General features: G+C 63.7%; 13 protein-coding genes. 9 read left to right on the forward strand and 4 right to left on the reverse strand.

Annotation, left to right across the window (positions count from 1 at the left end; translation table 11 throughout):
* Positions 1 to 123: 123 nt before the first annotated feature.
* From HAHE_RS04050 to HAHE_RS04075, 6 genes are all read left to right on the forward strand, one after another.
* Positions 124 to 837, forward strand: coding sequence for an SGNH/GDSL hydrolase family protein (locus HAHE_RS04050; RefSeq protein WP_338688819.1), 714 nt, complete (start codon positions 124 to 126; stop codon positions 835 to 837).
* Between the two features lie 346 nt (positions 838 to 1,183).
* On the forward strand, positions 1,184 to 2,557 hold the full coding sequence (locus tag HAHE_RS04055; protein WP_338688820.1) for a sulfatase: 1,374 nt from the start codon (positions 1,184 to 1,186) through the stop codon (positions 2,555 to 2,557).
* Between the two features lie 309 nt (positions 2,558 to 2,866).
* Positions 2,867 to 4,333: a sulfatase gene (locus HAHE_RS04060; protein ID WP_338688821.1), complete on the forward strand. Its 1,467-nt coding sequence runs from the start codon at positions 2,867 to 2,869 to the stop codon at positions 4,331 to 4,333.
* Positions 4,334 to 4,505: 172 nt separating this feature from the next.
* Positions 4,506 to 6,869 (forward strand): DUF1592 domain-containing protein, encoded by a 2,364-nt coding sequence (locus HAHE_RS04065; protein ID WP_338688822.1) that lies wholly within the window; start codon positions 4,506 to 4,508, stop codon positions 6,867 to 6,869.
* Positions 6,866 to 8,143, forward strand: a complete 1,278-nt coding sequence (locus HAHE_RS04070; protein WP_338688824.1) for a DUF1552 domain-containing protein — start codon at positions 6,866 to 6,868, stop codon at positions 8,141 to 8,143. Before HAHE_RS04065 ends, HAHE_RS04070 begins: the two co-directional genes overlap by 4 nt.
* Positions 8,144 to 8,238: 95 nt before the next feature.
* Entirely contained in the window at positions 8,239 to 11,748 is a 3,510-nt protein-coding gene (locus HAHE_RS04075; RefSeq protein ID WP_338688825.1) for a sulfatase-like hydrolase/transferase, read from the forward strand.
* 90 nt (positions 11,749 to 11,838) lie between these two features.
* Here the strand turns inward: HAHE_RS04075 and HAHE_RS04080 are convergent, their stop codons facing one another.
* Both HAHE_RS04080 and HAHE_RS04085 read right to left on the reverse strand, forming a co-directional pair.
* Positions 11,839 to 12,546, reverse strand: a complete 708-nt coding sequence (locus tag HAHE_RS04080; protein WP_338688826.1) for a LysM peptidoglycan-binding domain-containing protein — start codon at positions 12,544 to 12,546, stop codon at positions 11,839 to 11,841.
* 66 nt (positions 12,547 to 12,612) lie between these two features.
* On the reverse strand, positions 12,613 to 12,765 hold the full coding sequence (locus HAHE_RS04085) for a hypothetical protein (protein WP_338688827.1): 153 nt from the start codon (positions 12,763 to 12,765) through the stop codon (positions 12,613 to 12,615).
* A 251-nt stretch (positions 12,766 to 13,016) separates the two neighbouring features.
* Between HAHE_RS04085 and HAHE_RS04090 the strand changes: the two genes are divergently transcribed.
* Together HAHE_RS04090 and HAHE_RS04095 are read left to right on the forward strand one after the other, a co-directional pair.
* Positions 13,017 to 15,662 (forward strand): right-handed parallel beta-helix repeat-containing protein, encoded by a 2,646-nt coding sequence (locus HAHE_RS04090; RefSeq protein ID WP_338688829.1) that lies wholly within the window; start codon positions 13,017 to 13,019, stop codon positions 15,660 to 15,662.
* Positions 15,663 to 16,280: 618 nt separating this feature from the next.
* Positions 16,281 to 16,922 (forward strand): PEP-CTERM sorting domain-containing protein, encoded by a 642-nt coding sequence (locus HAHE_RS04095; protein ID WP_338688830.1) that lies wholly within the window; start codon positions 16,281 to 16,283, stop codon positions 16,920 to 16,922.
* 209 nt (positions 16,923 to 17,131) lie between these two features.
* On the opposite strand, the gene HAHE_RS04100 is transcribed toward HAHE_RS04095, so the two are convergent.
* Entirely contained in the window at positions 17,132 to 18,154 is a 1,023-nt protein-coding gene (locus HAHE_RS04100) for a transposase (RefSeq protein WP_338688831.1), read from the reverse strand.
* A 153-nt stretch (positions 18,155 to 18,307) separates the two neighbouring features.
* Positions 18,308 to 19,027, reverse strand: a complete 720-nt coding sequence (locus tag HAHE_RS04105; protein WP_338688833.1) for a LysM peptidoglycan-binding domain-containing protein — start codon at positions 19,025 to 19,027, stop codon at positions 18,308 to 18,310.
* 473 nt (positions 19,028 to 19,500) lie between these two features.
* Between HAHE_RS04105 and HAHE_RS04110 the strand changes: the two genes are divergently transcribed.
* Positions 19,501 to 20,430, forward strand: coding sequence for a radical SAM protein (locus HAHE_RS04110; protein ID WP_338688835.1), 930 nt, complete (start codon positions 19,501 to 19,503; stop codon positions 20,428 to 20,430).
* The last annotated feature ends 49 nt before the right edge of the window (positions 20,431 to 20,479 follow it).

A 20,479-nucleotide genomic window follows, 5' to 3' on the forward strand; every position in this document is an offset into this window, starting at 1 on the left:
CCGTAAAGCCCTGCCTGAGTGATCGATTGACTCCGGAAACCGTGCCTGTTGAATCCGGTCATGCTTGGAAACCGAAAGAGCCATCCGCCCAAATCCGTCGCAGCAACCATTCTCTGCATGGTCATGGCCTCGGTCGCTTTGGCAGCAACGGCCGAAGAGGAATGGAACAAACTCGTCGGAGACAGGCTGATGAAGAATCCGGCATTCGCCTACGTTGAGAACGATCCATCACTCCCGAATGTCCTGATCTACGGCGACTCCATTTCCATCGCCTACACGGACCGGGTGAGGACCCGGTTGGAAGGAAAAGCCAATGTCTACCGGCTCCACACCAACGGCAGTCATTCGGGCGCCCTCATCGAGAACATGACCAGGATGCTCGAGACCATGAAGGACCCGATGTTGGACAAGCCGTGGGACTTCGGGTGGGACGTCATCCATTTCAATGTCGGGCTCCACGACCTCAAGCGGCTGCCTGACAAACAGACCTCGGACCCGATCAATTCGGTTGAGGCTTACAAGGCCAACCTTGAGAAGATCATCGCTTACCTGAAGGAAACGGCACCCGATGCCACCCTGATTTTCGCAACCACCACACCGGTCCCCAAGGGAGAAAAGATCCGGGTCGAAGGCACGGGAAAGATCTACAATGCCGCTGCCATGGAAGTGCTTGAGAAGCACCCCGACATTCGGATCAACGACCTGCACGCCTTCACCCTGCCGAACTACGGCAAGTGGTGCACCAAGCCCAACAACGTCCACTACAACAAAACCGGCTACACCGCCCAGGGCGACGAGGTCGCGCGGATCATCAGCAAGGCCTTGCCGAAGAAATAGAGATTTCCGAACGGAGAGGTCAGCCCCCTTCACTTCCGCCCGGTTCCAATTGGCTCGGATTCTCCCCTCGCATCAGCGCGGCCCTCTCCGTCAGCCTTTGCCGGGGATTTCTGAGTCGGAGATGATTCGGCGGAAGTCGGTTCCCCGTGGGCGACGATCGCCCTCAGCATGAGCTATGGAACAAGTAGCGCGTGCTTCATAACAATTGAGGGTAGCGAAGTCCGAAGGCGGCATTCGTCAAAGAAAGGCAAATTCGCCGAGCAAACGGGGCCGTCCGACGCGTTTCAATTCAATGGCCTTTCTACCCACGATGCATGATCCAGACTGACACCTCCCGTCCGCACCGATGAGAATTCCGCTCCTTCTCTTTGCCGCCTTCTTGGCGGCGCCGGCCGTCGCCTCGCCGCCGAACGTGCTGCTGATCTTCGTCGACGATCAGGGCACCTACGACCTCGGCTGCTACGGCGAGAAGCAGCTTCAAACCCCACGCATCGATTCACTCGCGCGCGATGGCATCCGCTTCACGGCCGCCTACTCCGCCGCACCGATCTGCAGTCCATCTCGCGCCGGCCTGCTGACCGGTTGCTACCCCCGCCGGATGGGCGCTGAGATCTGGGTCCACCGCGCCGACTCCAAGAGTGGCCTCCATCCGGATGAACTGACCCTCGCCGAGCTCTTCCGCGGGGCGGGCTACCGCACCGCTTGCATCGGCAAGTGGCACCTCGGCTTCGCGCCGCCTTTCCTCCCCGACGCCCAAGGCTTCGACCGCTACTTCGGGCTGCTCCACAACCTCGATCCGGTGGAAACGGTTCACTTCGCAGACAAAGGCGGCGTGCCGATCCTGAACGGTTCCGAAATCATCGAGCACAATCCCGATCCGAGCACGCTCACCCGGAGATATACCGACGAAGCCATCCACTTCATCGAGGAGGATCGGAACAAACCCTTCTTCCTCTATCTCCCCCACACCATGCTTCACAACCCGCTCGGCGTGAGCGAGGAGTTCCGCGGCACCTCAAAGCTCGGCGAATACGGCGATGCGATCCACGAACTCGACCATCACGTCGGTCGTCTTCTCGATGCGCTCGAACGCCTCGACATCGCCGACGAGACAATCGTCCTCTACACCTCCGATAACGGCCGCCATCCCGGCCGGGGCAAGGATCAGCCTCTCCGCGGCGGCAAGCTTTCCACCTGGGAAGGCGGCCTACGCGTCCCCGCCCTGCTCCGCGGCCCGGGCCTCCGAAGCGGTGCAGTTCGGACCGAGCCGACGCCCGCGATGGATTGGTATCCGACCCTCGCCACCCTCACCGGCATCCGCGTTCCCGAGGGCCGGGTGATCGACGGACGCGACCTCGCGCCCGAGCTGGTCGAGGAACCGGCGGCTCTTCGCACGGCGGCCGGCGCCCTCTCCCTCAATTCCGATCTGCCGCAGCGCCGACGCTGGGAACCGCCGCTCGAATGGCGCGACCTCGTCAGCCGCGACGAATACACCGACGCCTTCTTCTACCACGGCAGCCACGGCGCCCTCGCCGCCGTCCGTTCCGGCAAATGGAAGCTCTTCCTCAACCCGACCCTCCAGCTCTACGACCTCGAAAGCGACCCCGGCGAAACGTCTCCTGTGAAGAACGCCGCTGTCGCCCGCAAGCTCCGCGGAATGGCCGTCCTCTTCCAGGAAGAGATGCGCCTCGACGCCCGACCCGCGGGACGGACAGAGTGACGCAATAGCATTTTCCGAAATGTCGTAGCCACCCGAGAGCGGATGGCGATACCCCATTTCAGAGAAGAATGGGAACGACAAGTAACCGCGAAAATCGCGAAGGGGCGCGAATTCCAGAGGCTGGAAATCATTTCAGATTTCGCGGCCTTTCGCGAATTTCGCAGTTCAATCTTTTCATCGAGACTAGCGAAAGCGCTCAAGGTCCAAAACTGAACCTTCCGGGAGGTTGAGTGCTTTGAAGGCCACCCCTGACAGGATGGCAGGTCGTTGCCTGTAGGACCGAGGACTTTGCCTCCAATCTGTTTTGCCATGTTTGTCCGGATCTTCTTTCTCTTCGCCCTGCTTGCCAGTGGGCTCGCCGCTACTGAGCGCCCCAACATCCTGTTTTGCATGGCCGACGACTGGGGCTGGCCACATGCCGGCGTCTATGGCGACAAGGCCATCAGCACTCCCAGCTTCGATCGCATCGCCAAGGAGGGCGCGCTGTTTCATCACACATACGTTTCCAGCCCGTCCTGCACGCCCAGCCGCAACGCGGTGATCACGGGCAAGTACCACTGGCAGCTCGGTCCCGGCGCCAACCTGTGGAGTACGTTGCCCGTCGAAGAGGAAAGCTACATCCATCTCCTTGCCGACAGCGGCTACGTGATCGGCCAGAACCGGGCCAAGACCTGGGGCCCGGGCAGCATCAAGGATTGGAAGGAACACCATGGAGAGGCTCCCGCCGGACCGACCTTCAAGACCATCGCCGACTTCCTCGACCAGACCGACACCAAGGACAAGCCGTTCTTCTTCTGGCTCGCCTCGCACGACCCGCATCGCGGCTATAAGAAGGACACCGGCAAGGATAGCGGCATCGATTTATCGAAGGTGCATCTCTTCGGCCACTACCCCGACAACGAGGTGGTGCGTGGCGATGTTGCCGACTACTACTTCGCCGTCCAGCGTTGGGACCGGCTCGTCGGCAGCGCCTTGGAGGAACTCGAAAAACGCGGGCTTCTCGACAACACCATCATCATCGTGACCGGCGACCACGGCATGCCCTTCCCGCGCTGCAAGGGCAACCTCTACGACTCCGGCACACGCGTGCCCTTCGCGGTGCGCTGGCCGAAGGGCATCAAGGGCGGGCGGGAGGTCGAAGACTTCGTGTCCTTCACCGGCGTCGCTCCGACCTTGCTCGAGCTCTGCGGGGTCGAGGTGCCGGCAGAAATGACCGGCCAAAGCTTTGTCAGCCTACTCAAGTCGGAGAAGTCGGGCCTGCTGGAACCGGACAAGCGCCTCGACATCGTCTTCGGCCGAGAACGTCACGCGCCGGCTCAGGAGAAGCCCAACATGGGCGGCTATCCCTCGCGCGCCATCCGCACGCGCGATTTCCTCTACATCCACAATTACCAGCCCGACTGGTGGCCGGCGGGCACCGGCGACACGGAGAAAAGCAACGGACCCGGACGGACGTATGCCGACTGCGACGGCGGCCCGACCAAAAACGACATCATCGAGAACCGGGACAAGGATGAGGCCCACAAGCGCGCCTTCGCACTCTGTTTCGGCAAGCGCCCCGAACACGAGCTCTACGACCTGAGCAAAGACCCCGAGCAACTGCACAATGTCGCTGACGACCCCGCCTACCAACAGAAGCTGGGCGAGCTGCAGCAGCGCCTCGAACAGCGCCTGACGGAACTCAAGGACCCCCGCGTGAAGAATCCCAAGACGCTCGAGTTCGACGGCCACCCCTTCCTAGGCGGCGGCTTCGGCGCGCCCCGGGTTGGCAATTAGCGGAGCCGTTGGACGGTCACCCAGGCTTCCCCCACCCTTCCGAGCGAGCGGGGCCGTGCCCGATGCTGAATTGCAAGGAGCGACCCCTATGACACTCGGGAGAAAGCTCGCCGCCAGCCCCCCCGTAGGCAGGCGATTCGCGATGTCCACCCGCTCCTCGAGAATTTCCGTCATGATCGCTCTGCTGGCAGCGACGGCCACGCTGCAGGCGGAACCGCTGAGGAGCTTCTTCGAGCAACACTGCATCGCCTGCCACGGTCCCGACGAAACCGAGGGTGACCTACGCCTTGATACGCTGCCGCCGCTCGATGGGGCGGACGACGAGACCCGCGAGCATTGGCTGACGGTGCTCGAGGTGCTTGAGGACGGGGACATGCCGCCGAAGAAGGAACCACAGCCGGAGGCCGTCGAGGTGGCGAAGGTGACCGGGCACATCGCCGCCGGTCTCGCGCGTCTCGAGGAAGGGCCACCACCCGCACTGCGCCGGATGAACCGCCACGAGTACGAGAACACGCTTCACGATTTGCTGGGCATCGACACGCCGCTCGCCGAGATGCTTCCCGAGGACGGCAAGGTGATGGGCTTCGACAATGTCGCCGACGGCCTGAGCATTTCTCCGGTGCTGATGGAGCGCTACCTGGAGGCGGCCGACGTCGCCTTCGACGCGGTGATCCGGCGCTTTCCTCCGCTGCCGTCGAGCACCCGCCGCTCGGTGCTGATGGAACGCAAGGAAAACCGCGACTCGGTGGACAGGAAGAAGGGAGGCTCGATTGAGTCCCACGGAGCCTTCGTCGACTTCTCGCCAGGATGGCCGCCGGCGCGGGTCGACGAGGTCAATGCCACCGAACCCGGCCGCTACGACTGTCGGCTGGCGGTCTGGCCGCACCAGCCGGGCGAGCGCCTGATTGCCGTCGAAGTGTTTGTCGGTCCTCTGTTCGGAACCGGGAAGCGCCGTTTCGTCGGGGTCTTCGACGTGACCGGGAAGCCGGGCCAACCGCGGGTCATCGAGTTCTCGACCTGGATGGACACCGGGGACTCCTTTCACGTGCTCCCGCGGATCTTCCCCGAGCATGTCACTTGGCGCGACAAGCATGAGGAACGGCCCGGGCTGGCGATCGAGTGGATGGAAGTCCAAGGTCCGCTCGACCAGGACTTCCCCTCCCTGTCGCAGATCCGGCTGTTCGGTGACCGGCCGACCCTTTCCATGGAGCCAGGCACGCCGATCTGGATGCGTCACCGCAAGGACGTGAAGCACCACACCGTGGTGTCAAGCCAGCCGGAGGAAGACCTGCGGGCGATCCTCCTCGAATTCATCCCGCGCGCCCTGCGCCGACCGGTCCCCGAGCCGCTGGCCGAACAGTTCGTCGGACTGGCCCTCGACCGGCTGGAAGCGGGTCGGAGCTTCGAGGAATCGGTCCGGGCGGGTGTCACTGCAGTACTGTGTTCACCGTATTTCCTCCTGCTGAATCGGGAGAATGAGATCGACGACTACGCGTTGGCTTCGCGGCTCTCTTACTTCCTGTGGTCTTCGATGCCCGACGAAGAGCTGCTGGCGCTGGCTGCAGAAGCACGGCTTTCCGACCCGGCGGTGCGCCGCGCGCAGGTCGAACGGATGCTCGCGGACCCGAAGCGCGAGCGCTTCGTCGAGAGTTTCACCGGCCAGTGGCTCGATCTCCGCGAAATTGAGTTCACCACGCCGGACCCGAAGCTCTACCCGGAGTTCGACCCGCTGCTGCAGCACGCGATGCTCGGTGAAACGCGCGGCTTCTTCCGTGAGGTCCTCGATCGCGATCTGGCGGCCGACGTGTTTCTCGACTCGGATTTCACCGTGCTCAACCGCCGGTTGGCCGAACACTACGGGCTCGAGGGGCCGGACAGCCACGAGCGATTCGAGGTGACCGCACTTCCCGCCGACAGCATCCGCGGCGGCCTGCTGACCCAAGGCAGCGTGCTGAAGGTCACCGCCAACGGCACCACCACCTCGCCGGTCCTGCGCGGTGTCTGGGTGCTCGAGAAAATCCTCGGCCGGCCCGCCCCGCCGCCGCCGCCCGGCGTCCCGGCGGTGGAGCCGGACATCCGCGGGGCGACCTCGATCCGCGAACAACTGGCGAAGCACAGCCACGACCCGTCCTGCGCCCGTTGCCACGACCGCATCGATCCGCCAGGCTTCGCACTGGAGTCATTCGATCCCGTCGGTGGCGTCCGCGACCGCTACCGCACGCTCGGCGAGGGTGACAAACCGCCCGGCAACAAGAAGAACTACCGCCTCGGCTTGCCGGTGGATGCCTCCGGGGAGACCCGCCACGGCCGGGATTTCGCCGGTTTCACCGAGTTCCGGGAAGCGCTGCTGGCCGACTCGGACGACGTCGCCCGAGCGCTTGCCGAGAAGCTGCTCGTCTACGCCACCGGGCGGGCGATCGGCCCCGGCCAGCGGGGCGAGGTCGACGCGATCCTCGACTCGACACGCACCGGTGGCCACGGCCTGCGCTCGATGATCCATGCCGTGGTCGAGAGCGAACTTTTCCACGAGCCATGAACTACTTGAACCGTCGTACGTTTCTCAAGGGAGTCGGGGTGAGCCTCGGCCTGCCGCTGCTCGAAGGCATGCAGCCGGTGTTCGGCCGCGCGTCCAGGGCTGCAGCCGCGGGCTCCGACGTCCGGCGGATGGTTGCGATCAATTCGCCGCTCGGCATCCACACTCCGAACCTCTTTCCGGCCGGCACCGGACGTGACTACGAAGTGACACCGTACCTCGAGCCGCTGCAGGCGCTGCGCGAGAAATTCACGATCATGTCCGGCCTGATGCACCCGGACGTCGACGGTGGCCACGCCGCCGAGCAGAGTTTCCTGACCGGCGCGGCCCACCCCGGGCAGCCGAGCTTCCGAAACACGATCTCGGTCGACCAGTTCGCCGCCGAGCGGATCGGTCATCTCACACGGGTGCCCTCGCTGTCGCTTTCCGCCAACAACGCGGGGCTTTCCTACAGCCGCTCCGGAGTGAGGATCCCACCGGAGTCGCGCCCGTCACGGCTGTTCGCGAAGCTGTTCCTCGAGGGATCCGAACAGGAAAAGGCCGCGCAAATGCGCCGGATCCAGGACGGTCAGAGCATCATGGACTTGGTGCGCGAGCAGACTCGCGGAGTGATGAAATCGGCCAGTCAGTCCGACGGCGAGACACTCGACCAGTATTTCACCAGCGTCCGTGAACTCGAAGAGCGGCTGGTGCGCGCCGAGGACTGGGCGCGCCGCCCGAAACCGGAAGTCGATCAGGAGGCGCCGACCGACATCGAGGACCGGGCCGACTTCACCGGCCGGATGGAACTGATGTATGACCTCATCTTCCTGGCCCTGCGCACCGACTCGACGCGGCTGGTCACCTTCGCCGGGGCGGGAGGCAACGAGGTCGTCGACCTCGAGGGGGTCGATGACGGCTGGCACAACCTCAGCCATCATGGCAAGGACCCGGACAAGATCGGCAAGCTGGCGATCATCGAACTGGAGGAAATGCGGCTGTTCGGCGAGTTCCTGAAGCGCCTCGAATCGGTGGAAGAGGGCGGGCGCACGTTGCTCGACCAGACCGCCATCGTGCTCGGCTCGAACCTCGGCAACGCCTCAAGCCATAACAACACCAACCTCCCGATCCTCGCGGCGGGGGGGCGCTTCCGCCACGGCCAGCACCTCGCCTTCAATCCCGACAACCCGCCGCCCCTCTGCGATCTGTTCGTATCCTACCTGCAGCACCTCGGGCTGGAGGCGGGCGAGTTCTCGACCGGCAAGCGGACACTCGAAGGGCTGGAAGTCGTCTCCTAAGCCGGTTTCCCGGCAGCCTCCCTGCACGCCGCATGGAGGAACCTTTTCGCCTCGTCTGCCGCCCCCCGTACCCTAGCATCGGCGAGATCCCCATGATGCCCCTTCCCTCCGTGGCGCTGCTGGCGGCGCTTGCGCTCCCGGCACTCGCTTCCTTTCCCGAGCCGCCCGAACGGCCGAACTTCATCGTCATCCTCATGGATGACTGGGGCTACAACGACATCGGCTGCTACACGTATCCCGACAAGACCGACTACTACCCGAACGCCGGTCCAGCCCCGAACTTCCCGCAGACCGATCCCGACATCCCGGCCCCCAACCTCGCCCGCACCCTCACCCCGCGGCTCGACCAGATGGCCGACCAGGGGATCCGCTTCACCAGCTACTACTCGTGTGCCCGGAACTGCACGCCGGCCCGGGCCAGCCTCGTCACCGGTTGCTATGCGCCAAGGGTCGACATGCCGGACGTCATCAACCCGAACACCAACTTCGGGCTCAACACGACCGAGATCACCATCGCTGAGATCCTGAAGACGCAAGGCTACGCGACCGGCATGGTCGGCAAATGGCATCTCGGCTACAACCCGGGCCAGCTACGAGCTTCGCAGTACCTACCGATCCGGCACGGCTTCGACTCGTGGCTCGGGATCCCCTACAGCAACGACATGTTCCAGGTGGAGAATTTCCTCATCGAGGACGAAACCCCGGTCCTCACCATGGGCACCGGCTGGGCCAATGCCGGGGACAACCAGCACACCATCAACTGGCGTTACACCGAGCGCGCCCTCCAGTTCATCGAGGATCACCAGGCCGGGCCGTTCTTCCTCTATCTCGCCCACAGCATGCCGCACGTGCCGACCTGGCCGTCGCTCACCACCTTCACCAATGCGGACGGCACCACCTGGCCGCAGTTCGCCGGCGCCAGCGGCCATGGTTACTACTACGACATCGTCATGGAGATCGACCACTCCATGGGCCGCATCCTCGACCGGCTCGAGACGCTCGGCATCGACGACCGAACGATGGTCATCTTCACCTCCGACAACGGACCGTGGCTCAGCAAGGCCGGCATCGACCTCGATGACGTCGCGGTCGGCTCCGCCTACCCCCTGCGGGAGTCGAAGTCGACCACGCTGGAAGGCGGCCCGCGCGTCCCCTGCATCGTCCGCTGGCCGGGAATGATTCCCGCCGGGCAGGTCACCGACGAAGTGGCCGGCCACATCGACCTGCTCCCGACCCTCGCCAGGCTCGCGGGCACCGAGGCCCCGACGGACCGGGTCATCGACGGCAAGGACATCTGGCCGGTCCTCGCCGGACAACCGGGCGCCGCCTCGCCCCACTCGGAGCTCTACTATTACTCTGGCAACACGATGCACGGGGTTCGCCAGGGGCCTTGGAAATTCCGCCGGCCGAATGCCACCACCCGCCAGCTCTACCACCTCGACAACGACATCCAGGAGCGCGACAACGAGTTCGCCAACGAGCCGGTTCTGGCCGCCGAGCTCGAGGCGCTGATCGACAGCTTCGAGACCGGACTGAAGGCCGGCGAGCGGCTCCACGGCAACTACTCGGATCAGGAGATCGTCATCGACACCACGCGCCTCACCCTCGTCGAAGGCGGGAGCGCCAGCTTCCAGGTGAAACTCGCCCAGGCCCCGGCGGGCACCGTCGGGGTCAGCGTTGCCCCGGTCTTCGGCGACGACGGAATCGTGGTGTCGAGCGGGGCCGATCTCGAGTTCGACGCGGCGACTTGGGACACCTGGCAAACCGTCACGGTGAGCGCCGAGGAGGACACCGATACCCTCGACCGCGGGGTCATGCTCCGCTGTTCCTCGACCTCCTTCCAGCCGGTGCGGGAGGTCTTCGCCTTCGCCACCGACAACGACGCCGTCCCGCAGGTGGAAGTCGCCCTCGTCTGGCCCCGGATCCCGAGCAGCCGGATTGCCGGCACCGACGTCCTGCTCCATGCCGAGGCCTCCGCCGCGGTCAACACCATCGAAGACCCACCCGGCACGACCTACCTCTGGTCCCAGCCGGGCGGCCCGGGCAGCGTCACCTTCAGCGATTCGACATCCCCCGCCACCGGTATCAGCTTCCCGCTCGACGGGGCTTACACGATCGGCCTGACCGCCTCCTATCCGGGCGCCGGATCCGGGGCCGTCAGCTTCGACATCGAGGTCGGAGCCACATCCGTCATAACCCCGGCCGCCACCATCGCCCATGCCGCCGACGCCGACCCCGGGGGCGGACCGACGTGGGAAGACTCCCTCGGCGACAGTGCCCGAGATTGGTCGCTGGCCCCCGGTGTGACCCGCACCACCACCGACCCCGCGCCGTCCCTGCCCGGACTCGACGCCGCCTACGACTTCGGCGGCGGAAGCATCCCGGCCGGCGGACGCTCCCTCCATCTGGACGCCTTCAGCACCGGATCGGCCACCATTGACCTCTGGCTCCGGCCGGACGACCTGCTCGCGGCGGGCCAGCAGGTAATCTGGGAAACCGGCGGCGACATCGGTGCCAGCTTCACCCGGCAGGGCTCCACGGTGTCGTTCGCGGTCGACGACGGCGGCTCCAGCACGGCGACCGGAGCGGTCGCCGCCGCCACTCTCGCCGCCGCGACCGGCAGCGACGGTTTCATCCACCTCGCCGGGGTGATCGACCTCGCGGGCGACGTCATCCGGCTCTACCTCAACGGCACCGAGGCGGCCACGGCACCGATCCCGGCCGTCAACGACTGGTGCGGAACCTCTTATTCGGGCCTGGCCACCATCGCCGACTCGGTCGGCAGTGAAACGACCGCCGACGGCCACCTTGGCGGCAACGACCTGCTCGGCGGCGGGCCATGGACGACCTTCGACGGCCAGATCGCCAGTATCGGATTCTACGACCGGGTCCTCAGCCCGGCCGAGGTCGGCGACCTCTTCAGCGCGACCGCCACCGGAGGGGTCGGCCCGCAGGTCGACGCGGGTCCGGACCGCAGCATCGCCTTCACCGCCACCGCCCTCCTCTCCGGCAGCGCCAGCGACGACGGACGCCCCGGACCCGGCCCGACCACCGAATGGACGAAGGCCGAAGGTCCGGGAATCGCCACGATCGCCGACCCCTCGTCCGCCGCCACCAGTGCAACCTTCAGCCTTCCCGGCCTCCACCGGATGCGCCTTTTCGCCGACGACACGCAGGTCCGGGTCTACGACGACGCCGAGGTCAGTGTCGCACCCCTGACGTATGCCGAGTGGGCGAGCGGGATCGCCTTCGGCCCCGGAGAAGACGGCCCCCTGGACAACCCGGACGGCGACGAGAGGGTCAACCTCTGGGAGTGGACCTTCGGGCTCAATCCCCTCTCACCCGACCCGCCCGAGGCGGGTCTCGACGTCCGCTCCGAACCGATCAGCGGCGGCATCCGGATGATCTTCGAATTCACTAAACCCCGCGACCGCCAACCGTCCATCGTCTTCCAGGAAAGCGCCGCACTCGACCAATGGGACGACATCACCACTCCCACTCCCGTCGTCACCAACGTCTCCGCCACCCACGAGCACTGGAGCTTCACCTACGACATCCCCGACTCCGTCCCCCGCCTCTTCCTCCGCGCCAAGGTGACTGAATAACTGCTGGGAAATTGCTTCTTCAGGAGCCGGCCGGTCCGGCAATCCGCGTCGACGCCGCATTTCGCGGCCAACCCCCTCTCACCCGATAAATCAGTCGTCAGCCGGAACATTGATGACATCGCCGATCTGCAGACGCGACGGGTCCGCATCGGGATTGGCATCCAGTATGGCCTGCAATTCGATTCCCAAGCGGGTCGCAATTTTCCCGAAGGTGTCGCCCGACCGAATGACGTAGGTCGTGGTAGCGCCCGGTGTGTCGCCTTCACTCGGTGTGTCAGGGACGCTTGGTGTATCGGGAGGAGTTGCTGTGTCAGGCTCTCCTGGCGTATCAGGCTCTCCTGGGGTGTCAGGCATTTCGGGTTCGTCGGGAGTCGTTGGTGCATCGGGCAGACTCTCCGGGGAAGTGGGCAAATCGGGCATGCTGGGGGCAGCAGGCGAAACCGCAGGAACCTCGACACGCGTCAGTTTGGAGATCGACTCTGCATTCTTGATGATCTGCGTACGGTTCACCTGCAGTGCCGTCGCCAGTTCGGTGACCGCTCCACCACGTCGCTCGCTGTCGTCACTGGCCCGTTTCACGGCACCTTCGAATTCTTTGACGACACCCTCGAATCTCTCCACCTGAGCACCGAGCTCAGCCCCCTGGGTCTCGTAATCCTCCATGCGGCTCTCGAGGCCTCCGAGCCTCGTGCTTCCGGCCTCCATCGACTCACCAATCGCCACAAGCCGCTGGTTGGCCGCCACGCCAAAATACAGCCCGGCGGCACCAAGGATCATACCGAACACGGCGAGAGCCATTGGAATCCTCAAGTTGCCGGAGCGTGGATCAACGCCTTTTTCCATAAACGGCTGAGCCTAGAAGATTCAAGTGGCGTGGCAAGCCGCCGTTGAAGGCCTTTCGCAGGGTTGCGCGATGGAGCCGGCTTGGACCGTGTTGCCGATGCGGAGGCTCTTGTCGCTCTTCGCCCCCGGCAGCAGAATGCTGGTGACAGACAGCAAGGCGAGCAGGACCTTCATGACTTCAGAGAGCGACAGACTCCTCGAATCGAGCGCAAAATCGAAAGGACTTACCGCTCCCAAAGACCGACCGGCTTCTACTCCCCTCTGTTAAATTGCGAGGACCGACCCCTTTCACGGACTCCTTTCACTACGTCGTGATCTCGCGGAGAAGCGGCGTGCTGTCGGTTCGTGATCCCGCCACAGGGCAACTTGACGCCCCTTCCGGCCATCGCTAGCCTCAGCGGCTTCGCTTGATGATCCCTGCCCTGATGAAACAATGCAGCTCCCCGACCCCGATCGTCTGCCTGATCCCGCTGTTCGGAGTCCTGCTCCTGGATCCCTCGCCGGCGGCAGAGATCGTGGTCACCACGAACCTCGACTCGGTCGGCGATCCGGCCGGCCCTCCCGCAGGCTCGCTGCGCAAGGCGGTCGAGGATGCGCAGCCCGGCGACACCATCACCTTCGCTCCAGCGCTTTCGGGGGCGACCATCGCGCTCGACGGCCAGGCGATCTCGGCGAACAAGTCCCTCACCATCGATGCTTCGGCACTGGCTGATCCGGTTTCCATCGACGCCGGCGGATCGTCGCGGGTCCTCGAGACCACTGCAATCGCCTCGGTTACGCTCCGCAAGCTCGTGCTGGCCGACGGCGATGCAATGACCACCGGCAATGGTGGAGCGGTGTATTCTCAAGGGAATCTCTACCTCGAGGAAACCACCATCACCGGCAGCAGTGCCGACAATGGCGGCGCCATTTTTCAAGAGGGTAATGACTTTAGTCTTTCCGCCTGCACCCTCTCAGGAAACTCCGCTTCGTCCTTCGGCGGAGCCATTTTCGTCTCAAGTGTCCTGGACCTCGACACATGCACGCTCGCGAACAACTCGAGCGGAGTCAATGGCGGCGCCATCTACCTCGATTCCGGGGCTCCGCTCGTTGCCAGCTCCTGCACCATTTCCGGCAACGAGACGGGGCCGGGAGCGGCGATCGCCGGGCCCAGCGCGGTCACGCTGAACCGCACCATCCTCGCCGGCAACCTCAACGATTCCGCCATGGAGTCGAATCTCTCAGTGCTCGCCGTCAACCCGATCGGCATGAATTTCATCGGTGATACCGGAGGCCTGCCCAACCTCGGAACCCCGGGGATCGACTACCTCACCGGCGACCCGATGCTGGGCCCCCTCGGCGACCACGGAGGCCCGACCGCCACCATGCTGCCGTTGGCGGGATCGCCGGTCATCGACGCCACCGTCGATTGGTGGCTCCCGCCGTTTGATCAGCGTGGGCTCCCGAGGCCCAAGGACGGCGACGGGGATGGACTGGCGCGCACGGACATCGGTGCGGTGGAATACTACCTCGGCACCGTTGACACCGCCACCGACGAGAACGACTCCCCGGCGGGAACGCTGCTTTCGCTGCGCGAGGCGGTCGCCGACCACTCGCTCGACGGCATCGTCTTCGCCCCGGCTCTCTCCGGAGCGACGATCCTCCTCGACCACGGGCCGCTCGTCATCGACCGGTCGCTTGCCGTGGATGCCTCGGGTCTAGTGGACCCGGTGGTCATTGACGCCGGCGGACTCTCGCGAGTCATGCAGGTGAATCCTTCGCGGGTTGCCACGCTCGAGGGTGTGGTGATCACCGGTGGCAGGACGGCGGATGGCTCGGGGACGGCCCCCGGCCAAAAGGCGGCTCCAGGGGGCGGGATCCTCAACCTGGGTACGCTCACGTTGCGCGAGGTCACCATCACCGGGAACACGACCGGCCGCGGCTACGAGCAGGCCGAGGGTGGCATCGTGGGGCCGGGCGGCCGGGGAGGCGGCATCTCGAACGCGGGCACCCTCGTCATCGAGCGCTCGAGCATTTCCGGAAATTCGACCGGACGCGGTGGCAACGGGCTGGCCACAGCGCCGGGCTGGGAGGGTTACGGATACGACGGTGCCGATGGGGGATCCGGCGGCGGAATCGATCAGCAGGGCGGCTCGCTGCAGATCCACAACTCGACCATCGCGGGCAACACCACCGGAGCGGGCGGAAACGGAGGCGACGCCGGAAGCGGTGGAGATGGCGGGCATGGAGCCGGGATCCATATCTCCGGCGGCACGCTGCTCGTCACCGAGACCACCATCTCCGGCAACGCGACCGGCAGCGGAAATCCGGTCGGCGGAACGGGTGGCGGCAGCAGAGGGCAAGGCGGAGCGGTTTATCTAGGTGCAGCGACGAATCTCTCCATCGTGGGCAGCATCGCCGCCGCCAACCTGCCGGAAGATGTCGCCGGACCCGGTGCTCTCTCGCTGGATGGTCCCAATCTGATCGGCGGCGATCCGGTGCTCGCTCCTCTCGGCGACTACGGCGGCGCTACGGCGACCATGCCTCCGCTGCCTGGATGCCCCGCCATCGACGCCTGGGGAGGACTCGGTCCCGAACAGTCGCCAACCGACCAACGGGGATTGCCGCGGCTTGTCGGAGATGGAGTGGACCTCGGGGCCGTCGAGTCCCAGGGCTTGCTCAGCGACCTCGGCCTGTTCTGGGACAGCGACTTCGACGGCGATGGCAATGGCTTCGGCGCCGAGTACGCCTTGGGCACGAATCCGAGCGTCGCCGATCCCGGGAATTCCCGCAACCTCACGGCACCGCGGATCAACGGTTCGGGGGAGCGGAAGATGTTCTTTGGGCTCAATCCCGCCGCCGGACCCCACACGATCTGGATTCTCAGCCGCTCGCCCGACCTGTCTCCCGGGAGCTTCGTGCCGATCTTCCGCTACGACGGCTCCACCGATTTGCTCGAGGTGCAACCGGGCATCGAGGCCAGGTTTACGCCGGCTTATGCGCCCGGCATGATCCAAGTGACCGACACGAATCAACCGATGTCGCGAGCCTTCTACCGAGTCGAGGCCAGACTCGTCCCGCCTTCGCCCTGACCGCGCGAAGTAGGATGACGGGGCGGGATCGCGAGGTTTTGTTGCCGGCGGACGTGCAGGTGGGGTCACAGGTGGGGTCAGCAGGTGGGGTCAGTCCTAACTTTCGAACATTCGCTCCAACTGCAAGGGGTGCAGGACCTTCATCACTTCAGAGAGCGACAGACTCCTCGAATCGAGCGCAAAACCGAATGGACTTACCGCTCCCAAAGACTGACCGGCTTCAACTCCCCTCTGTTAAATTGCGAGGACCGTCTCCTTTCGCTTTTCAGAGGAACTTCACACCCCGAAAGCAAAGCCGTTCCCGGGTGCGTCACCCCTTCAGCGGTCAGCAAACCTGACGGAGAGCGAAAATTTCTTGTCGGGTTTTGGGCCCGTTCGCGGTTCTTCAATTGGATCCTTCTTGGCAGGCACTCTTGGCAGAGGGATCCGGTTGGCCATACCCCATAAGCTACCTGCAGAAATTCTCGAAGGCGTCTGTCCGGCCGACACGGCTGGGTGGCGAAAAGATTCAATCATATCAAATAGATGAAGAAACCCACGAAGACGGGACGTCCAAGTGTCGCCCTGGGCATAGCCGCCGCCGCTTTGCTCACAACGTCAGCTCATGCCGCTGTCATCATGTGGCTCGATAATGACGACGTCTATAGCTTCGCCAGCGCCGCTGACTTTGCGACCAACACAGGTGGTACTTTCCTCGGCAATGCGTCGGCTTCCGGGGGCACCGGGAACGACGCCTCACTCTCCATAAGTGATGATGGAACGGTCTATGCCTTCTACAACGGGGGCGACGTTTGGACGGCGGCGACCATTGGTGACTTCATCACCAACACCAATGTTACCTTTGTGGGCAACCGCGGCGGACTGAATGGTGGTGACACCGACCTCGCCATCGGTCCGGGCGGTAGCGTCACCGCCTTGCTGTGGAACGGCGATGTGTGGCAGTGGTCGTCCATGGCCAACTTCATCAGCGACTCCGGTGCCGCGTTTATGGGTACTCGGCCCTTCGGTCAGAATGGCGGTAACACGTCCATCGCGATCGACGATTCCGGCGCTGTGACCGCGTTCTTCGGTGACGGATCGGTTTGGAGCTTTGCGGACGCTGCCAGCTTCGGGAATGACACGAACAACTCGTTCCTGGGCAATCGCTCGGGAAATGGTTCGATCAACCGTATCGCCGCCTCCACGGTTCCCGAACCGGCGACCTTGTTGCCCTTGCTCGGCGCCCTCGGCATGCTCGCGCTCCGCCGCCGTAGAGCCTAGTCACAAGCTCCGTGCTTGCAGCTTTGGCGAGGTGGCGTCCAGCCCGGTGCCGCCTCTCTTCTTGTCACGAGTTCCGGCCTCTCCCAAAGGGGTCCCAAAGGGGTCTCTCGCCAAAGGGGTCAGTCCGCGGCAAAGGGGTCCGGCAAAGGGGTCGCAAAGGGGTCGCAAAGGGGTCGCAAAGGGGTCCGCAAAGGGGTCAGGCAAAGGGGTCAGTCCGTGATTTGTTGCACAACTGCCCTCTCCAACTTTCTCCCTCGTTTCGCCAGATCCGGTTCCACCCGCACCCTGGCCGCCGCCCGGCTCACGCTGGTCGGGTGACCCATCGCCAACCTTTCCGCGACCCAGTCCCGTGAAACCGACGTGAGCTTCCGCGACAACCACGCCAGCAGCGCCTTCTCATCCCTGAAGGCCCCCCTCCCGGCCAGGTTCCCTGGCTCTGAAGGAATCCCCAACTCAATCCACCCGCAGCGCACGATCCTCTCCGCCTCCGCCTCGTCGTGAGCCCGTGCGGCCCCACCCGACACGCTTCCCTTTCGGCGTTTGGGCCTGATTCCATCGGCCAGAGCATCGACCAATCGGTCGCGGAAGCCCTCGTCGCCCAAATACCACCCCCGTCTGAGAAACCGCAGCGACTCGTCATTGAGAGCACCCTCACGGTCCCTCGCACGCTCCTCCAGATATCCGGCATAGGCTCTTCTGCCTCGTCGTTCCGGCGAAAGCTCGAACGCACCGAGCACCTTCTCAGTCGCCAGCCATGCCGGTGCTTTCCGTCGTCCGTAATACGGAAAGCTACTCCATCGCCATTCGGCGAGCGGCTTCCCCGTCGTCCCTCCGACCCAACCGCTGCGCACGGGATTGAGATGGATGTAGTCCGCCACGATCCTGAAATACCCGGCGCCGTCCTCACCGTTGACCACCACGGCCTTGTAGCGGCCCTGATACACATGGCCACGTCGCTTGCGCTTGCGGTTCCAGTCCTGCGAATGCACCCCCATCAACCACTTCATGCCCGACACCAGATTCGGCTGCGGCGTTTCGAGCAGCAGGTGGAAATGATTACCCATCAGAACGTAAGCGTGCACCCGCCAGCCATACTTCCCGCAAACCTCCGCCATCCGGTCCAGCCACTTCAACCGGTCCCGATCGTCCTCAAACACATCGCGCCCCCCGTCCCCACGGGCCATCACGTGGTAGACCGCTCCCGCCGCCTCGTATCTGGCCTGCCGCGCCATGGGGGAGGGAAACAGCGCCGCTCCCACAGGTCAATGCCACTTTTCACGGACTGACCCCTTTCACGCGGACTGACCCCTTTCACGACCCCTTTCACCTCCCGGAAACACTCCTAAGGAAGCGCCATTCAGGACCGCCCCCCTTCACTCGAGAAATCAGTCGTCAGTCGGAACATTGATGACATCGCCGATCTGCAGACGCGACGGGTCTGCATCGGGATTGGCATCCAGTATGGCCTGCAATTCGATTCCCAGGCGGCTCGCAATTTTCCCGAAGGTGTCGCCCGCACGAATGACGTAGGTCGTGGTAGCGCTCGGTGTGTCGCCTGCACGGGGTGTCTCAGCGATGCTTGGTGTATCGGGGGAAGTTGGTGTTTCAGGCACTCCTCCTGTGTCAGGCGTTCCTGCTGTGTCAGGCATTTCGGGTTCGTCGGGAGTCGTTGGTGCATCGGGCAGACTCTCCGGGGGCGTGGGCAAGTCGGGCATGCTGGGGGCAGCAGGCGAAACCGCAGGAACCTCGACACGCGCCAGTTTGGAGATCGACTCTGCATTCTTGATGATCTGCGTCCGGTTCACCTGCAGTGCCGTCGCCAGTTCGGTGATCGCTCCACCCCGTCGCTCGCTGTCGTCACTGGCACGTTTCACGGCACCTTCGAATTCCTTGACGACACCCTCGAGTTTCTCCACCTGGGCACCCAGCTCAGCCCTCTGGGTCTCGTAATCCTCCATGCGGCTTTCGAGGCCTCCGAGCCCCGTGCTTCCCGCTTCAATCGACTCGCCAATCGCCGCAAGCCGCTGGTTCGCCGCCAGGCCAAAATACAGCCCGGCAGCACCGAAGATCATACCGAGCACGGCGAGAGCAATTGGAATCCTCATGTTGCCGGAGGGTGGATCAGCGCCTTCTTCCATAAACGACTGAGCCTAGGGAATTCAAGTGGCGTGGCAAGCCGCCGTTGGACGGCTTGAACGCTGTTAACTTGCGAGGACTGACCCCTTTCAGACCATGGAACGAACCGACCGCCACAACCATCCAACCGTCCACACCCGTTCTCGAGGACCGACCCTTTTCACCGACCCGTTTCACGGCTCTTCAGCGTTACGGCGGCTAATGACGCACCTCTACGACGGAACCTTCCTCCCGCGCCCAAACCCGCCCTTGACCACAGGAAAAGCACGAACCAGCTTTGTAGGATGAACGAGCAAATTCCAACACGGTCCCGCAGACGCAGTATACCGGCGCACCCTTTCATTGCCCTACATTACAGCAACCTGGCCCCTAGCCCTTCCCGGGGCAATTCATCCAGCCCTGTTTAAAACACCAAACGAACACCGATCAAATGTGGGGTTCAATGTCAGGCTCTGCCATCCTAACAACACCGGAGGAAACCTCGGTGCTACACACTGTTACCGTTACTGTCAACAACGCTTGCAATCTCAGATGCACGCACTGCTACCTCCAGTATCAATCCGACACAAACGAGCTACTCGACCCAAAGACCGTTACGTGGCTAGCAGCGTCGGAATTTGCGCACATCGCAATCGTCGGCAAAGAGCCATTGGCAAATCGTCGATCCGCAGAGTTCGTCTCCCAAGCAGTCGAACAATTCACACGGTCCGGCAAATCGGTTAGCCTGATAACGAACGGCCTCAACGCAAGACTACTCGGCTCGGAAACCGTCCAACAACTCGCTTGGATCGACATAAGCGTCGATGGTGGCATTGAGAGCTTTGGTCGGCACGGACGCGGCCCTCTTGCCTCGCTAGAACGAGCTGTGGATCACTTCAGGGAGAAAGGGTGCAAAAAGCTTCGGAGCCTGAATACAATATCAGCCGCCAACATCAAAGACATCCCTGACATCCTCTCTCTATCAGACCATCTAGACTTTGATTTGACAATCTTTGCTCCCTACTTCCGAACCGCGAGTCTCAGGCCGCAATACGCCGAAATGGTCGCACCCAGCAGCTACTTGAAGGGTTTCGCCTCTATAAACCTCGAAAAGCGCGCGGGAAAAGTCGTCATTCTGATCGGAAGTAAATACTTTGACGCTTTCAATGAAAGCCGTAGTGACTCAATCAAAGCAATGCTCCCGCTCATGCAAGCGGGGATCCTCAAGGAAATCGATGGCGATCCGATTGATCGGGGTCTGATGAGAGTAACTTTCGATGACCTTGTTCTGAAACCATTGGAATCTCTGCACACGGTGGGATACCAGGGTAGCGGGAGACGTGTAAACCGACTTCAAACGGCCGAGGAAACTTTTGCACGCCTCCGGAACTAGTCACCCCGGGAACGAATTCGCCCAAATCCTGGCAAGAGTGGGTGCACTC

Origin of the sequence: Haloferula helveola (assembly GCF_037076345.1) — a bacterium.
GTDB lineage: Bacteria > Verrucomicrobiota > Verrucomicrobiia > Verrucomicrobiales > Akkermansiaceae > Haloferula > Haloferula helveola.

Coding starts and splice junctions, on each gene's coding strand:
- HAHE_RS04110 (WP_338688835.1), top strand. CDS start 19,501: ATGTCAGGCTCTGCCATCCTAACAACACCGGAGGAAACCTCGGTGCTA.
- HAHE_RS04105 (WP_338688833.1), bottom strand. CDS start 19,027: ATGAGGATTCCAATTGCTCTCGCCGTGCTCGGTATGATCTTCGGTGCT.
- HAHE_RS04085 (WP_338688827.1), bottom strand. CDS start 12,765: ATGAAGGTCCTGCTCGCCTTGCTGTCTGTCACCAGCATTCTGCTGCCG.
- HAHE_RS04070 (WP_338688824.1), top strand. CDS start 6,866: ATGAACTACTTGAACCGTCGTACGTTTCTCAAGGGAGTCGGGGTGAGC.
- HAHE_RS04075 (WP_338688825.1), top strand. CDS start 8,239: ATGCCCCTTCCCTCCGTGGCGCTGCTGGCGGCGCTTGCGCTCCCGGCA.
- HAHE_RS04095 (WP_338688830.1), top strand. CDS start 16,281: ATGTGGCTCGATAATGACGACGTCTATAGCTTCGCCAGCGCCGCTGAC.
- HAHE_RS04100 (WP_338688831.1), bottom strand. CDS start 18,154: ATGGCGCGGCAGGCCAGATACGAGGCGGCGGGAGCGGTCTACCACGTG.
- HAHE_RS04060 (WP_338688821.1), top strand. CDS start 2,867: ATGTTTGTCCGGATCTTCTTTCTCTTCGCCCTGCTTGCCAGTGGGCTC.
- HAHE_RS04050 (WP_338688819.1), top strand. CDS start 124: ATGGCCTCGGTCGCTTTGGCAGCAACGGCCGAAGAGGAATGGAACAAA.
- HAHE_RS04065 (WP_338688822.1), top strand. CDS start 4,506: ATGATCGCTCTGCTGGCAGCGACGGCCACGCTGCAGGCGGAACCGCTG.
- HAHE_RS04080 (WP_338688826.1), bottom strand. CDS start 12,546: ATGGCTCTCGCCGTGTTCGGTATGATCCTTGGTGCCGCCGGGCTGTAT.
- HAHE_RS04055 (WP_338688820.1), top strand. CDS start 1,184: ATGAGAATTCCGCTCCTTCTCTTTGCCGCCTTCTTGGCGGCGCCGGCC.
- HAHE_RS04090 (WP_338688829.1), top strand. CDS start 13,017: ATGAAACAATGCAGCTCCCCGACCCCGATCGTCTGCCTGATCCCGCTG.